The sequence below is a fragment of the Photorhabdus tasmaniensis genome, from assembly GCF_011189505.1.
In the GTDB taxonomy this organism is placed as follows: domain Bacteria; phylum Pseudomonadota; class Gammaproteobacteria; order Enterobacterales; family Enterobacteriaceae; genus Photorhabdus; species Photorhabdus tasmaniensis.
In genome coordinates this window covers 128,574-143,702 of record NZ_PUJU01000005.1, presented here as the reverse complement: position 1 = coordinate 143,702, position 15,129 = coordinate 128,574, and the positions used below count along the sequence as shown (strand labels likewise).

Here is a 15,129-nt window from a genome sequence, read left to right as displayed (position 1 = left end):
ATCTGATGGATAATGTAAAAAGGTCAGTAAACATTACACATTAATTTCAAACTTGTGTTACATTTATAGCGTTTTTCTGACCAGTATCTCTGCGTTTTTTTAAACGGCATTGCGTTAGTTGTTAATTATAAAGGCATATTAAGCGCAATGAATTCTGCCGGATACGGTTTTATGGTCAGACTAGGTTTGCTAATTTAAGGGGAAAAACATCTTGACGGAACTAATTAACTTTTTTAACAACATCCTTTGGGGCTCCGTACTGATTTATCTTCTTCTTGGGGCCGGTGTTTACTTCACTATATGTACGGGTTTTATACAGATACGCCACTTTGGGCATATGTTTTCAGTATTGAAAAACAGTAAAAAATCTGATAGTGCAGGTATTTCATCATTCCAGGCATTGTGTACCAGTTTAGCTGCACGGGTAGGTACGGGCAATCTTACCGGCGTGGCAATCGCCTTGACGGCGGGTGGGCCTGGTGCCATTTTTTGGATGTGGGTTGTTGCCTTTATTGGGATGGCGACTTCTTTTATTGAGAGCACACTTGCCCAGCTGTACAAGACAAAAGACGATAAGGGGAATTACCGTGGTGGCCCGGCCTATTACATGGAAAAAGGGCTTGGGGTACGCTGGATGGGCATTATGTTCTCCATATTCCTTATTATTGCTTTTGGTCTGGTATTTAATGCTGTCCAGGCAAATTCAATTGTTCAGGCTGCTGCTTTCGCGTTTAATTTTAATCCGTTATATGTCGGTATTGGTCTGGTGATCCTGAGTGGGGTCATTATTTTTGGTGGCTTACGCTCTATTGCCAGAGTTGCGGAGCTGGTTGTTCCTTTTATGGCGACAGCTTATCTGATCCTGGCATTTTGGGTCGTCGGGCATAATTTTGAACGAATGCCAGAAGTGTTTGCATTGATCTTCAAAAGCGCATTTGGTTTACATGAAGCGGTTGCAGGAACCGTTGGTTACGGCGTTGCGCAGGCGATGACGCAAGGCGTTCAACGGGGACTGTTTTCAAATGAAGCGGGGATGGGGTCAGCTCCTAATGCTGCCGCATCTGCATCTCCCTATCCTCCTCATCCGGCGTCTCAGGGGTATGTGCAAATGCTGGGTGTCTTTATGGATACGCTTGTTATCTGTAGTGCTACCGCTGTTATCATCCTTTCATCGGGTGTGCTTGATGGCAATATTGAAGGCATCAGTGGAATAGAGCTGACTCAGCGGGCATTATCCTCAGCTGTCGGTGATTGGGGATCTGAGTTTATCGCGTTAGCTATCTTCTTCTTCGCTTTCACATCAATCATTGCGAATTATGCTTACGCTGAAAGCAATATCGTCTTTCTTGAACGTAATCATACTGCGGGTCTGGTGATCCTCCGTCTGGCGGCATTAGGTATGGTGATGTTTGGTGCATTGGCTGAATTGCCTTTAGTTTGGAAAATGGCTGATTTATCTATGGCATTGATGGCAATTACCAATTTAACCGCTATTTTGTTACTTTCCGGTGTCGCATTTAAACTTGCAAAAGATTATAACCAGCAGAGACGTGCCGGTAAGTTACCGATATTTAATATCAATCAATATCCTGAGATTCAGCAAAAGGTTGAAGTTGGTATTTGGGAGGAAACTGCCAGTCGCGCCTACGCGAATCAAGTGACCGAGCACAAGTGAGATACCAGACAAAAGGTATAGTTAATATTATTTAATGATATAGCAACTGATTACCTTTTACGTTTTGCTTGTTATTTTTGCCTTATTCCTATCTAAATGATGGGAATAAGGCATTTTCTTTGGTGTTCTATATCAAGAATAAAGCTGATGATTTTATAAAAAAAGCGAACAAAACATAAAATTTATTTTGTACTCATTTGATTTCTTTGTGTTATTATCTTGCTTTCAATTAATAGGTGGGACAGGGAGATGATGAAGAAGATCATATTGGTTGGCTTATTTATGTTATTGGCCGGGTGTTCCAGCCAGCGTCATCTGGAAGATCGGGGCACTTATAAAGTGGATAGCTCTTTTCCTTCGAAAAGTCAGAATGACAGAGTAAGATTTTTGGTGTTCCATTATACTGCTGTCAATGATGAGGATTCTTTACGTATATTAACGCAGGACGGAGTCAGTGCCCATTACTTGATCCCGTCATTACCGAATGATGTACGCGGGAAGCCGGTCATTTTGGAATTGGTTCCCGAGGGCAAGAGAGCGTGGCATGCTGGTGTCAGTGGATGGAATGGTCGTAAAGATTTAAATGACACATCAATTGGTATTGAAATTGTCAATAAAGGATTTACGGAAAGGTTACTTGAGAGAGAGTGGTATCCGTTTAATGAGCAGCAGATCGATCTGTTAACGCGTTTGGCGAAAGATGTTATCCAGCGTTATGACATTGAACCTGTCAATGTTATTGGTCACAGCGATATTGCACCGCTGAGAAAATCTGATCCAGGTAAACTTTTCCCTTGGAAGAACTTGGCTGAACAAGGTATCGGTGCATGGCCTGATGATGCAACAGTTGAAAAATATATGGCTGGCAGAAAATGGAATGACATGGCTTTTGTTGCGTTAATACAGAAAACATTAGCTAAATATGGCTATACCATTCCACAAACGGGTGTACTTGATAAAGATACCCTTAAAACAATCAGTGCATTCCAGATGCATTTCAGACCAGATGACATCAGTGGTAATCCTGATGCGCAAACTGAGTCAATAGCTCTGGCTTTGGTTGAGAAATATAAAGGGTAGTTTGTCGCATTTAGTAAGATCGTGCCATAAAAGGAACTTTATTAGGGTGACTTTTATGGCATAGCTTCTCGATAATTAGCTCGATAAAACTTTCATAGTTCGCTTTTCTGGTTCCTTTTCACGTTGTTTTTAATCTGTAATCACAGATTATTTCGGCAATGATTAATCAAGAATTTCCACTGTCTTGATTCCAGATCTCTTTCATCATGATTTTTTGTAATTAAATTATTTTAACAAAGCAGTCTTCAAACGGGATTGTAGAAATCCGGTCATAGTTGAATAATAAAATGCTCAGTAATGATGCAATGTATATAAATAATCGTCGTTTTATTTTATAACGACGATTACGATCTTAAGTCATAGTCAGATGAAATAACGTTTTTTTTGAGATATAAAGTAAATATTATCTTTTATTATCGTTTTTTCTTGCCGGGAGAGTAAATGCAAGAATGATCCCTACCAGGCTGATAAACGGTGAATAGTTCATTATTTTGTCAGAAAGATAGTTTGGTAAGACACTGCATAGATAGATAAAAATAGATATTGACCAGCCATATAACCCCGCCTCATTAAATCTGAAAGCGGTTTTCATGATTAAATAATAAATAGTGGCGAAGGAGCACATTGCCCATATGCCAATAGAGATCATGTACAGCCATACGGATAATCCATATTGCATATAAGCGGCATAATTGTTTTCTGCCAGATAACCAGAGAGAAAAATCAGCATTCCCAGGATAACTGCTGCTGTAATAAAGTTAATAATATAATCTTTCCTACTCAGTTTTTGTCTGAAATAGTTTTTTATTGAGCTAACTAGAGAATCATCCATAAATAACAGTCAGGTAAATAAACATAGAACAGATAATAACTGATCTAATGATGGTATGAACAGAAAAACATAAGTCAGATATTAGATGAAAATATTTTAAAAGTCATTCTACACTTTAATATGTGGGAATAAGGTGATGATTGTTAAATTATATGATAGCTTGTGTTTTTTATGATTTCTCTGGTGTTTCAGTCATTCTTTGGAGAACCTGACAAATGATTACTCGTTTATCTAAGATTTTGATGGTCTTTGCAATCGCGCTGTTTGCTACATTGGTCGCTTTTGGCAATATCACAGACTATGGCACTAATTTCGTGTTTGTACAGCATGTATTAATGATGGATACCATTTTCCCTGATGCGACCATCACCTATCGTGCAATCCATTCACCGGTACTACATCACATTGGTTATATTGCCATTATTTCTTTAGAAACGTTAACCGCAGTGTTATGTTGGATTGGTAGTATCCGTTTACTGGCGAATTTGAAATCTAATGCTGCTGTCTTCAATAAAAAGAAAGCTATTGCGATAGCTGGCCTGACGCTGGGGTTCCTGACTTGGCAGGTGGCATTTATGTCAATTGGGGGTGAATGGTTTGGGATGTGGATGTCTAAACAATGGAACGGTGTGTCCAGCGCTTTCCGTTTCTTTGTCACTATCATTCTGGTATTGATTTATTTGATACAGCGTGACAGGGAACTAGATCAAGAATAAATATGAGGATAGATGTGAAAACAAGGATCGAACAACATAAAGCGACAATATTCGGATCAATTGTCTGTTGGTTAGCGACCACAATCAAATAATACCTGTGAAGTCAGTGATATCAGGAATAGGTATGAGATGGGGTTCCTTTAGATAATAAATTGCTTTACAAGAATTTATTTATGGCTATTGCGACTCCATCTTGTTCATTTGTAGTTGTAATAAACTGAGCGATATCTTTGACACCTTGTTCGGCATTACCCATTGCAACACCAACTGTGGCGAATTCGATCATAGCCAGGTCATTATTATGGTCACCAATACACATAATTTTATCTCTGGTGATACCGAGATGATCAGCAATGGCTTTGACAGCAGTACCTTTATTCACTTCTTTGCTGAGAATTTCCAGAAAATAGGGGCTGCTTTGAATCAGTGTATAGTGTTTATAAGCTTCGGCAGGAATGAAGTTGATGGCATCACGGAGAATATTAGGGTAGTCGATCATCATCAATTTAGTAAAGTGCATCTCACTGTTCATTTCATTGACAGGACAATAAATTAGCGGTGTGTCAGTGAGAAAAGCCTCTCTGACGGTATATGGGCTGATGTCACGATTAGCGGTGTATATTTTATTGAATTCTAAAGCGTGAAGATGAACGCCGATTTCGCGGGAGAGCGATTCAAAAAATAGATAGTCCTTAAAATCCAATAAATTTTCCAGCAAATGTTCACCATTATACGCCTGATGGACAACACTACCATTATTGCTGATGCAGTAACTGTTGATTTCGTCCAGCTCTAATTCCTGTAAATATCGCTGGATACCGGTAAACGGCCGGCCAGAAGCCAAAACAATATGAACGCCTTGCTTTTTGGCTTGATGAATCGCTTGTTTGACTGGAGGTGTGATCTGATGGCCCTCGTTTAGTAACGTGCCATCAAGATCAATGGCGATCAATTTTATTGACATCTCTCTCTCCTAAAAGCCTGGCAGCTTGATTGTGGTATGGCTGCGTTTGTTGGGTAATTACCCATTTACAAGGCACTTTCTGGTTGCCGTGTCATGCACAATTGGTGGCGGAATGCAGAGGTAGTTTAACCTCCAGTGCAATATCTGGATTCTGCCGGAAATCATAGGGCGTTATGCCATACTCTTTGCGAAACATATAAGTGAAATGAGATTGTGAGCCAAAGCCAAAATCCAGTGCGATATCAAAAATAGGCAAAGTGCTGTTTCTTAAAAGATGAACAGCGCCGGCCAGACGTCGCTGGCGGATATATTTGCCAAGAGAAATTCCGGTAACTTCCTTGAATATTTTCTGCATGTGCCAAAGCGAATAGCCGGAGTAAGCAGCCAGTTCTTCCAGATGGATTACCCGGCCAAGGTGATTCTCAATCCATTTACTGAGAGCGTATACAAGTGCTAAGTGATTATCCTGTGGCATTAACAATTTTGTTCTGGTTGAAGGTGAAAGGGAGTATACACAACTTTTTCTATTTTTTCTAAAGATGACAAAGTGTTGACATAGCGATTCAAATTATAACTAAATGTGATAATTGATTTTTTTGTTCTGGTGAATAGAATCCACGTAATGAGTATTTGTTTAAATTCGTTCTGGTACATTGCTGTCATAAAACTGTGAGCCAGTACGGTTTTTTCACAACGGAAAGCATGAGATGAATATTTTTCCGGTTGCACTATTGTAGAATATCATTTTCCAACTTTATTCTTAATATATTGCGTACTGACCGAACTTGAAGGAAACAGAATTGGACATAAAAAAAACCATTGCAATCTTAGTATTACTTGGAATATGTCTGTTCTTGTATCTGTTAGCTTTGGATAGCTACTGTGATCAGGGTGAAAAGTTTGATTCAGGTATTTGTTTTGTGACCCGGTATCTGCCTTTCTGATTAGTTGCTGATACTCATCAGCCATTTTCCCATCATGTATCTGTGCTAACATATGCCTTCAATATCCACCCTTTAAAGCTAGTGTTTTGTTTGCTTTAAATAAAGCAGATAAATGGGAAGCGGTTGTTTTCCCACTAATAATAAAATAAAAGTTGCAGCAAGAGGAAAAGATGGCAGAACAATCGCAGGGATCAACACTTAAACGCGGTCTAAAAAACCGGCATATTCAGCTTATTGCTTTGGGGGGGGCCGTCGGGACAGGGTTATTTCTCGGTATTGCGCAAACTATAAAAATGGCAGGTCCCTCCGTAATTTTAGGCTACGCTATCGCAGGCTTTATCGCATTTCTGATTATGCGTCAGTTGGGGGAGATGGTGGTTGAAGAGCCTGTAGCGGGGTCGTTTAGTCATTTTGCTTATAAATATTGGGGGGATTTTCCCGGTTTTTTATCAGGCTGGAATTACTGGATGATGTTTACTCTGGTCGGAATGGCAGAGTTGACGGCGGTAGGGATGTATATTCATTACTGGTGGCCTGATATTCCTACTTGGGTTTCTGCTACGGTATTCTTTGTCCTAATCAATACGGTAAATTTAATTAATGTCCGGTCATATGGTGAGACAGAATTCTGGTTTGCTATCATTAAAGTGACAGCAATTATCTGCATGATTGTTTTTGGCGCTTACCTATTGGCTAGCGGTAATGGTGGTCCACAGGCCAGTATTGCTAATCTTTGGCAATATGGCGGTTTTATGCCGAATGGGATCTCCAGCCTTATTATGGCAATGGCTGTGATTATGTTCTCTTTTGGTGGGTTGGAACTGGTTGGTATTACCGCCGCGGAAGCGGAAAATCCACGTATCAGTATTCCCAAGGCAACCAATCAGGTGGTATACAGAATATTGATTTTCTATATTGGTTCTCTGACCGTGCTATTGTCGCTTTATCCATGGGGCAATGTTATTGAAGGTGAAAGCCCATTTGTCATGATTTTCCATAACCTGGATAGTTTCTGGGTGGCTAATGTTCTGAATGTTGTTGTTCTGACTGCCGCATTGTCCGTTTATAACAGCGGTGTGTATTGTAACAGCCGGATGCTGTACGGTTTAGCAAAGCAAGGCAATGCACCCGAAATGCTGAAAAAAGTTAATGAGAGTGGTGTTCCTACTAAAGCAATCGTGATGTCTGCATTGGCTACGTCAATTGGTGTCTTGATTAACTATGTCATGCCGGGTAAAGCATTTGAATTATTGATGGCGCTGGTGGTGACAACACTGGTTATTAACTGGGTCATGATCTGTATGGCGCATTTAAAATTCCGGGCAAAGAAAGTTAAAGAGGGGGTAGAACCTTCATTTAAAGCATTCTGGTACCCGTTTAGTAACTATCTATGTCTGGTTTTCTTGGTCTTTATACTGGTCATTATTTTGATGATGGACAGTATTCGTATTTCAGTCATTCTGATGCCATTTTGGATTGGTATTTTATGGCTCGGGTTTCTCATATCCCGTTCCCGCAATAATAAAATGGAAACCATGAACCAGGGATAACCTATACCTGGATTATCTCGATAAGGATACCAGGCTGATGTCACCTACAGCCTGGTATTTGTTATCTGGTTACCATTGCCAGCGTAACCAGGCGAAGAAAACGTTACCGTTATTATATGTACCGGGAATGTATGTCCCCTGAAACGATAACCGATCGTATTCTATGGAGAATAGCGGTAGTGGGAGTGGGATAGGGACATAGTAATAATCACGGCGGGCTGTGACACTTAAAGTGAAACCAATACCCATTCGGAAGCCATCTAAATCACCGGGTATCCACATTTTCTGAAACCCGTAACCAATGATGGGTTCCAAACGGTTATGAGAATCCATAAAAGCCATAGCATAGAGAGAATGCCAGTCATTGTCTTCGTCGTAGCGGTATTTACCATAACCGAAACCCCAGGGCTGCTCATTATATTTGTCAATTTTTTCTTCATCGTAGGTAAATCTGTTATGCCAGGTCATTACCGGCAGATAAAGTTCATTGTTGGGGGTATCCCAAGTGAGAGCGACATTATTGCTGAATTTTCCCCATAAACTGTCTGAACTGTTGCTATAACTGGTCTGTGTATGGGATTCCGTGGTTGTTAATGATTGATTGGTGGTATTTGCCGTTGCTGCAAACACTGTCTCAGATGAGACGAAAAAAGTTACTGATAGGGCACAGGCTGCGGTTAAATCAAACTTCATTATTTATTGCTCCAATTCCCCGGCGACATAAATTGGGAAGATTCCTTTGCATCACGAAAAATATGACAAACATCTAAATTCAAGGATTCTACTCTTGCTATTTTCAATAAAACTTAAACAAGAAATTAATATTAAGATGTTATATGTATTAAATGAGTATATTTAATACTGATATTTGGACTGACGAATATTGGGAAATGTGTTGACTCTTTCTTTCACTCAAAGAGGGGGGGGTCGCGCCTGTAGACATACCATAGATATAAAGATTCTAATAATAAGACAGGCAAAATAAATTAAAATTATTTATATGATTTGGGATTTTGTTGAGTGGATAAACTGCAAGCTAATTAGGATAACCTTGGATTTTCAAATTTTTGCGGTTATGTTAAACAATAATTGTTGTTAAGAATTTTAAATATGTGCGTCAGCTCCATAGCTGATAAAAAATGGCTTGCCATCATATTAAGAATATGTGATAAATCGTTCGAGTAAACGAGGTACGGTTCTGTTATATGGTTCTGTTAATAGCAGCTAATAGCAGCAACTCGCTCTGGTTTTTATGTTGCGCCGAACGGCGAATTAGAATTAAGTGATCCAAAGGAAATTCTTAAAATGGCAAAAATCACTGGTACTGTAAAGTGGTTCAACGAATCTAAAGGTTTTGGTTTTATTACTCCCGCTGATGGCAGCAAAGATGTGTTTGTACATTTTAGCGCTATTCAGAGTGAAGGTTTTAAAACTTTGGCAGAAGGTCAAAAAGTTGAGTTTGAAATTCAGGACGGTCAGAAAGGTCCTTCTGCGGCAAACGTCACAGCAGCATAACTTCTTTTTGTCAATCATTTTGAATTGACGAAGTAAATTTGTTGTCTTAATTGGTTTTTTATTGGCAACAATGACATACCGATATCACCCTGTTGGTTATCTAATAGGGTGTTTTTGTTTTGACTCGGGGTGCTCTTCACTGAGCTGAGATGAACCCGTAATACCTGATCTGGATAATGCCAGCGTAGGGAAGTCAAGGTGTCTTTTTCCTGATACCTGCTTTTACTTTTGCTGGTGGGAAGGAGTACCTATGGTAAGAATCAATTCACTGACAATTGCCGGGACTGATCCTAGCGGTGGTGCTGGTATTCAAGCTGATCTAAAAACTTTTTCTGCGCTTGGTGCTTATGGCACAACAGTTATGACTGCTCTCGTCGCACAAAATACACATGGCGTGCAATCTGTTTATGACATAGATCCCGCTTTCGTTGCTGCCCAGCTTGAGTCTGTACTGTCAGATATCAGAATCGATAGCGCCAAGATAGGCATGTTATCTAATGCGGCCAATGTTGCAGTCGTTGCAGATGCAATAAGCCGTTATTCAGTACCTTATGTTGTATTAGATACGGTGATGATTGCAAAAAGTGGTGATCCGCTGCTGGCACCGGAAGCGGTTTCTGCGGTTGTTGAACGGCTATTACCGAAGATTTCGTTGATGACGCCGAATTTACCGGAAGCGGCGACCATATTGAGATGCTCTGTAGCAGAAACCGAAGCAGACATGCAAAAACAAGGACGGAAATTATTATCACTGGGATGTGAAGCGGTTTTACTTAAAGGCGGACACCTTACCGGCTGTGAAAGCCCTGATTGGCTATTTACGGAGAATGGAGAATGGCGTTTCACGGCTTCCAGAATCAATACCCGTCATACTCATGGTACAGGCTGTACGCTTTCCGCTGCATTAGCGGCTTTGCGTCCACGTTATCTGGATTGGCAGACAACGCTGCCTGTTGCTAAATCATACCTCCAGGCGGCATTAGAACGGGCGGATTCTCTGGATGTCGGAACAGGAATTGGGCCTGTACATCATTTTCATCAGTGGTGGTGAGCGTGTTTTCTTGATTCGGTGATAATGCGTCATGAAGGGTAAGATGCCTATGCTATGAGAGCAATATGGCTCAAAATGCGTAATGTCTTCACGATCTATTCATTATCACCGATGACAAGCCTTATTAAGCGATAGTTACTTGCTGATCCAGATAGACATCTTGAACCGCGTTAATCAGTTCAACACCCTCTTTCATGGATTTTTTGAAAGCTTTACGACCGAGGATCAACCCCATACCGCCTGCGCGTTTATTAATGACAGCGGTACGAACTGAATCACTCAAATCATTATCACCGGATGCACCCCCTGAATTAATCAAGCCGGCACGACCCATGTAGCAGTTAGCTATCTGATAACGGACCAGATCGATTGGGTGATCGGTGGTCAAATTGGTGTAAACACGCTTATCGGTATGACCAAAACCAATGGCAGTATAGCCGCCATTATTTTCAGCCATTTTTTGTTTAACAATATCGGCACCGATAGTGGCGGCTAAATGGTTAGCCTGACCGGTTAAATCCGCGCTGGCGTGATAATCCACGCCCTCTTTTTTGAAGGCGGGGTTACGCAGGTAGGCCCACAATACCGTGACCATGCCAAATTGATGCGCTCGTTCAAAAGCCGCTGAGATTTCCTCAATTTGACGACGTGATTCAGCAGAGCCAAAGTAAATGGTTGCGCCAACGGCTACAGCACCCATATCAAATGCCTGTTCAACTCTGGCATATAGAGTTTGATCATATTGAGCAGGGTAACTCAATGTTTCATTGTGGTTCAGCTTAACCAGAAACGGGATTTTATGAGCATAACGACGGGAAACGGCGGATAATACACCATAAGTGGAGGCGACGCAGTTACAGCCTGCTTCAATAGCCAGTTCAACAATATTTTTCGGATCAAAATAGAGAGGGTTCGCGGCAAAGGAAGCGGCAGCAGAATGTTCTACGCCTTGATCCACCGGCAAAATAGACAAATAGCCCGTGCCTGCAAGGCGACCATGATTTAACAGTGCTTGCATGGAGCGCAGAACGGTATTTGGCCGATTATTGTCGATCATGATACGGTCAACAAAATCGGAGCCTGGTAGATAAAGATTTTCACTCGGAATGGTACTACAACGATGCTGTAATAAACTGTCTGCATCTTTACCTAACAACTTAGCGATATCAGTCATGTCTTACCTCCAATTCTTAAAAGATGTTTTTGATTGTCATTTATCCTTTTCAGAATAACAAGCTATATTAGGAGGGAAGTGGTAGTGGATCGCTTCAGGTCGGCTTTAAAAGCGAAGTTTATTACTTGAAAAGGGTCGGTATTTAACGTAACAGCGACATGGCTATGCTTGCAAGTGATATAGGGGAAAGTGTAATAGCTTTATATATTTGGTTATATATTCTCATAATTTATATAAGTTTTTTGTTATATTCATAGGATTTGGTAATTGCTATTTCAACCTTGTTTTTGACAGGCGCTAGCGTAATTTCTGCGATAGCTTTCTTTGCAATTTTTCTAAGTTTTCCCATATCTTTCTATGTGGATTATAAATTAAAGAGTGAGCGCTATTTAGTATGTGAAAGAATATCTTGGATGTCGACTAATACCTATGTAAAAGATATTAAACTATGTGATTAATATTATTGTATTGTGCATTTGCATAATAAATTCATTGGTTACATGAAATGTGTACAAAAATACAATATATCCTGATATTATTTTAATGAACTTTATCAGGTTAGATGTTAATATTTTTAAGTTTTTATTTTGATGATTTATTTTACTTGATTATATAGGGTAAATAAGACTTTGGGCTGTCACGGTTTTAAAATATATATCATCCTGTAAGCGACAATCAATGTGGTTATTTATCCTCTCATGAAAATGATTATAGAGTGAGATAATTATTTTGCTAAATTTTTAGTTTCAGACTATATTTATCAATTAATTAACTAATTGAAATACATATAAATATAATTTGATTTTTTCACAGATAGAAAATTCTTCATGGTTTTTTATTGCAAATAGCGATATTTGGCTTTTTTCCATTGGTAAAAAACATTTCTCCTGTGACGTTTCTTTCTTGATTGCTCGTTTGCAAACGGTGTTTTGTCAAATTGTCAAATTGTTGACCTGTTGATAGAAGATGTCGCGTTTGATCGATAAGGTGGAATGCTTATTGCCAGATGATATTTTTTACTCTCTAGTGAGATATGGGATGTGCGGCATTGTTCGGCTTTTGGTCGATGTTTGTTATTTTACCCTTGTTAATATTATGTCTATATGAAACAGAAGTCAGAAGCCGTTCAGTGTTGATAACCAGAAGAGTGAGGTAAATGTTGAACTAATAGTTTTAATAATAAATAAATTGTAATTATCTATTTTCATAATTTTCACCTGATTAATTCTATCAATTCGTATAATATTTGCTCTAAACATGATGGGTTTCGTAAATTATTGAACAGTGAAAAATCTTAATTAAATTCCTTTAGATAGTGTGATATTTCAATAAATAGAAATATTTTCTTATTAATGCATAGAGTACAAGAAACATATTAATATAAAGGTTTATTAATTTAATAGTTAAGTTTATCTATTTAATTAATCATGTAAATGAAACTCGTAACTTATTGATTTTATTTATTGGAGAGAAAAAGAAAAGGCCAGCTCAAGGGAGATTGAGCCGGCCAAGGAGGTGGTTCCTAGTCTTACTGTAAAAATTTTTTAGTTTTTTATTTTTCACCAACAATACTACGGTAAATAAAATAGTATTGATGTGATCTGTTTCTAAAAAAAGAAATATATCATCACTAGAATGGTATATTGGTGATTATTTGTCTGCGTCTCGATTCGGTTGAGCATATTGAGAACTAATACCATTTAGATTGCGTATTAATAAGGCGTAATTAATATCAATTTGTTTAGGGATTGGTAAATAGACAATATACCCATCTCCAGGAGCAACTTCCATTGGTTGGCCTTTTTTATCCTGCATTGCCTCTAGTGTAAACGGGATATTACCTGATGGTGTCATTAATTCGAGGCTGTTTCCAACCATGAATTTATTCTTGACCACAACTTCAGCCAATCCGTTGACTCGTTTCCCTGTAAACTCACCGACAAATTGTTGGGTGTCGGATATCGAATGGCCGTATTCATAAGTCTGGTAGGCATCATGGGTATGGCGGCGCAAAAAACCTTCGGTATATCCACGGTGAGCAAGTCCTGCCAGCGTTGTCAGCAGAGTTGGATCAAACGGTTTTCCTGCGACAGCATCATCAATGGCTCTGCGATAAACTTGTGCTGTACGGGCGCAGTAATAGAAAGATTTTGTTCGTCCTTCGATTTTCAAAGAGTGAACGCCCATTTTAGTTAATCGCTCAACATGCTCAATTGCGCGTAAGTCCTTGGAGTTCATGATATAAGTACCATGTTCATCTTCAAAAGCCGACATATATTCGCCTGGACGTTTCGCTTCTTCAAACATAAATACTTTATTTGTTGGTGCGCCTTCTCCCAGTGTCGGCTCGATATTTTTTGCCGGTATAGGTTCATGCCTATGCACAATATTACCAATATCATCCGCTTTGCCTTCTTGAACATGGTATTCCCAGCGACAGGCATTAGTACATGTTCCTTGATTTGGATCACGTTTATTAATATAACCGGATAACAGGCAGCGACCGGAATAGGCCATGCATAGTGCACCATGTACGAAAACTTCCAGCTCCATCTCGGGAACATGCCGGCGGATCTCGTTAATTTCATCCAGAGAAAGTTCACGGGAGAGAATGACTCTGGTCAGTCCCATTTTTTGCCAGAATTTGACTGTTGCCCAGTTAACCGCGTTAGCCTGAACGGAAAGATGAATTTCCATTGCGGGAAAAGCTTCACGAACCAGCATAATAAGTCCGGGATCGGACATAATTAGCGCATCAGGCCCCATTTCAACCACAGGTTTTAGATCACGGATAAAGGTTTTCAGTTTGGCATTGTGCGGTGCAATATTAACCACAACGTAAAAACGTTTGCCAAGTTCATGTGCTTCTTTAATGCCTAGTGCCAGATTTTCGTGATTGAATTCATTATTGCGAACACGCAGGCTATAACGTGGTTGACCGGCATAGACTGCGTCCGCGCCATAAGCAAAAGCATAACGCATATTTTTCAGCGAACCGGCAGGGGAAAGTAATTCTGGAGTCAACATGGTTAAAAAATTCTCGGTCTGAGTTCAGTGGCAATTTTCACTACAAAAAGTGAGGGTAAGGCGGAGGATTCTAACGCTTAATTTGTTGAGGATACAAATTTATTAGCTCGAAGTGCGCAATTCTGTTGGTCGATGAAGATGCACCTTATCAGTTGAATATTGATTTCAAATGATAAGGTGTAGTTTATGATGAAAAAATATCACTCTGACTTTGTCAAATCCCGGACATTTTCACTGGAGCCATTTTTAATCGCAGACTGAAGGCCCTGTTTGGCAATGGTTTCATTATCGAAAGATTCGCTGATGCCGATGACTTGATAGTTCCTGGCTTTCAGCACGAAATAATGCTTGCCAGACTTGTGTTCCCTGATTTCGAAGTTTTTTTCTGCCGGTGAGTTTGCCTGGACAGAACGGATCCCTTTATTCGCCGCTGCCTTTGTGGTGTACATTTCACTGGTGAGGATAACGTCACCGTTCGATGCTTTTAAATTAAAGTAATACTGCTTGTTTTTTGTTCTTTTCAGATCATAATAGCCTACAGCCATAAGAAATTCCTCCAATTATAGGTAAGTATTTTTAATATAGCTGAATTTCTGACCGG

Annotated in this window: 14 protein-coding genes, 1 pseudogene and 1 riboswitch; of the genes and pseudogenes, 8 read left to right on the top strand and 7 right to left on the bottom strand. The window is 39.7% G+C overall.

The window, feature by feature from the left end:
* The first annotated feature begins 211 nt into the window (after nt 1–211).
* Nucleotides 212–1,675: an alanine/glycine:cation symporter family protein gene (locus C5471_RS03535; RefSeq protein ID WP_133812689.1), complete on the top strand. Its 1,464-nt coding sequence runs from the start codon at nt 212–214 to the stop codon at nt 1,673–1,675.
* A 252-nt stretch (nt 1,676–1,927) separates the two neighbouring features.
* Entirely contained in the window at nt 1,928–2,755 is an 828-nt protein-coding gene (locus tag C5471_RS03530; RefSeq protein ID WP_133814182.1) for an N-acetylmuramoyl-L-alanine amidase, read from the top strand.
* A gap of 403 nt (nt 2,756–3,158) precedes the next feature.
* Here C5471_RS03530 and C5471_RS03525 read toward each other — a convergent pair whose 3' ends face one another.
* The gene (locus C5471_RS03525; protein WP_133812690.1) at nt 3,159–3,587 is read right to left on the bottom strand and encodes a DUF805 domain-containing protein; all 429 of its coding nucleotides are present in this window, start codon (nt 3,585–3,587) and stop codon (nt 3,159–3,161) included.
* Nucleotides 3,588–3,802: 215 nt separating this feature from the next.
* On the opposite strand from C5471_RS03525, the gene C5471_RS03520 reads away from it, so the two are divergent.
* Nucleotides 3,803–4,303, top strand: a complete 501-nt coding sequence (locus C5471_RS03520) for a DUF2165 family protein (protein WP_133812691.1) — start codon at nt 3,803–3,805, stop codon at nt 4,301–4,303.
* A 157-nt stretch (nt 4,304–4,460) separates the two neighbouring features.
* Here the strand turns inward: C5471_RS03520 and yidA are convergent, their stop codons facing one another.
* Entirely contained in the window at nt 4,461–5,267 is an 807-nt protein-coding gene (gene yidA / locus C5471_RS03515; protein WP_133812692.1) for a sugar-phosphatase, read from the bottom strand.
* A gap of 91 nt (nt 5,268–5,358) precedes the next feature.
* Nucleotides 5,359–5,742: a helix-turn-helix domain-containing protein gene (locus C5471_RS03510; RefSeq protein ID WP_133812693.1), complete on the bottom strand. Its 384-nt coding sequence runs from the start codon at nt 5,740–5,742 to the stop codon at nt 5,359–5,361.
* A 325-nt stretch (nt 5,743–6,067) separates the two neighbouring features.
* Between C5471_RS03510 and mgrB the strand changes: the two genes are divergently transcribed.
* Both mgrB and C5471_RS03500 read left to right on the top strand, forming a co-directional pair.
* Nucleotides 6,068–6,211, top strand: coding sequence for a PhoP/PhoQ regulatory lipoprotein MgrB (mgrB, locus tag C5471_RS03505; protein WP_036849285.1), 144 nt, complete (start codon nt 6,068–6,070; stop codon nt 6,209–6,211).
* A 170-nt stretch (nt 6,212–6,381) separates the two neighbouring features.
* The gene (locus C5471_RS03500; RefSeq protein WP_133812694.1) at nt 6,382–7,761 is read left to right on the top strand and encodes an amino acid permease; all 1,380 of its coding nucleotides are present in this window, start codon (nt 6,382–6,384) and stop codon (nt 7,759–7,761) included.
* A 69-nt stretch (nt 7,762–7,830) separates the two neighbouring features.
* Here the strand turns inward: C5471_RS03500 and pagP are convergent, their stop codons facing one another.
* Nucleotides 7,831–8,454, bottom strand: coding sequence for a lipid IV(A) palmitoyltransferase PagP (gene pagP / locus C5471_RS03495; protein ID WP_133812695.1), 624 nt, complete (start codon nt 8,452–8,454; stop codon nt 7,831–7,833).
* 612 nt (nt 8,455–9,066) lie between these two features.
* Here pagP and cspE point away from each other — a divergent pair.
* Entirely contained in the window at nt 9,067–9,276 is a 210-nt protein-coding gene (gene cspE / locus C5471_RS03490; RefSeq protein WP_011147003.1) for a transcription antiterminator/RNA stability regulator CspE, read from the top strand.
* A gap of 115 nt (nt 9,277–9,391) precedes the next feature.
* Nucleotides 9,392–9,484, top strand: a riboswitch (TPP riboswitch).
* Between the two features lie 42 nt (nt 9,485–9,526).
* Complete coding sequence (gene thiD / locus C5471_RS03485) at nt 9,527–10,327, top strand: bifunctional hydroxymethylpyrimidine kinase/phosphomethylpyrimidine kinase (RefSeq protein ID WP_133812696.1); 801 nt, start codon at nt 9,527–9,529, stop codon at nt 10,325–10,327.
* A gap of 124 nt (nt 10,328–10,451) precedes the next feature.
* Here the strand turns inward: thiD and fbaB are convergent, their stop codons facing one another.
* Nucleotides 10,452–11,501: a class I fructose-bisphosphate aldolase gene (fbaB, locus tag C5471_RS03480; protein ID WP_133812697.1), complete on the bottom strand. Its 1,050-nt coding sequence runs from the start codon at nt 11,499–11,501 to the stop codon at nt 10,452–10,454.
* Between the two features lie 314 nt (nt 11,502–11,815).
* On the opposite strand from fbaB, the pseudogene C5471_RS03475 reads away from it, so the two are divergent.
* Nucleotides 11,816–11,959: pseudogene (locus C5471_RS03475) on the top strand (DUF1240 domain-containing protein); the annotation flags it as partial.
* A gap of 1,192 nt (nt 11,960–13,151) precedes the next feature.
* Here C5471_RS03475 and trhP read toward each other — a convergent pair.
* The gene (gene trhP, locus C5471_RS03470) at nt 13,152–14,528 is read right to left on the bottom strand and encodes a prephenate-dependent tRNA uridine(34) hydroxylase TrhP (RefSeq protein ID WP_133812698.1); all 1,377 of its coding nucleotides are present in this window, start codon (nt 14,526–14,528) and stop codon (nt 13,152–13,154) included.
* A gap of 200 nt (nt 14,529–14,728) precedes the next feature.
* Nucleotides 14,729–15,073 (bottom strand): YegP family protein, encoded by a 345-nt coding sequence (locus C5471_RS03465; RefSeq protein ID WP_133812699.1) that lies wholly within the window; start codon nt 15,071–15,073, stop codon nt 14,729–14,731.
* Nucleotides 15,074–15,129 lie beyond the last annotated feature (56 nt).

Coding starts and splice junctions, on each gene's coding strand:
- yidA (WP_133812692.1), bottom strand. CDS start 5,267: ATGTCAATAAAATTGATCGCCATTGATCTTGATGGCACGTTACTAAAC.
- C5471_RS03525 (WP_133812690.1), bottom strand. CDS start 3,587: ATGGATGATTCTCTAGTTAGCTCAATAAAAAACTATTTCAGACAAAAA.
- pagP (WP_133812695.1), bottom strand. CDS start 8,454: ATGAAGTTTGATTTAACCGCAGCCTGTGCCCTATCAGTAACTTTTTTC.
- C5471_RS03465 (WP_133812699.1), bottom strand. CDS start 15,073: ATGGCTGTAGGCTATTATGATCTGAAAAGAACAAAAAACAAGCAGTAT.
- C5471_RS03530 (WP_133814182.1), top strand. CDS start 1,928: ATGAAGAAGATCATATTGGTTGGCTTATTTATGTTATTGGCCGGGTGT.
- cspE (WP_011147003.1), top strand. CDS start 9,067: ATGGCAAAAATCACTGGTACTGTAAAGTGGTTCAACGAATCTAAAGGT.
- C5471_RS03510 (WP_133812693.1), bottom strand. CDS start 5,742: ATGCCACAGGATAATCACTTAGCACTTGTATACGCTCTCAGTAAATGG.
- C5471_RS03520 (WP_133812691.1), top strand. CDS start 3,803: ATGATTACTCGTTTATCTAAGATTTTGATGGTCTTTGCAATCGCGCTG.
- thiD (WP_133812696.1), top strand. CDS start 9,527: ATGGTAAGAATCAATTCACTGACAATTGCCGGGACTGATCCTAGCGGT.
- fbaB (WP_133812697.1), bottom strand. CDS start 11,501: ATGACTGATATCGCTAAGTTGTTAGGTAAAGATGCAGACAGTTTATTA.
- C5471_RS03500 (WP_133812694.1), top strand. CDS start 6,382: ATGGCAGAACAATCGCAGGGATCAACACTTAAACGCGGTCTAAAAAAC.
- trhP (WP_133812698.1), bottom strand. CDS start 14,528: ATGTTGACTCCAGAATTACTTTCCCCTGCCGGTTCGCTGAAAAATATG.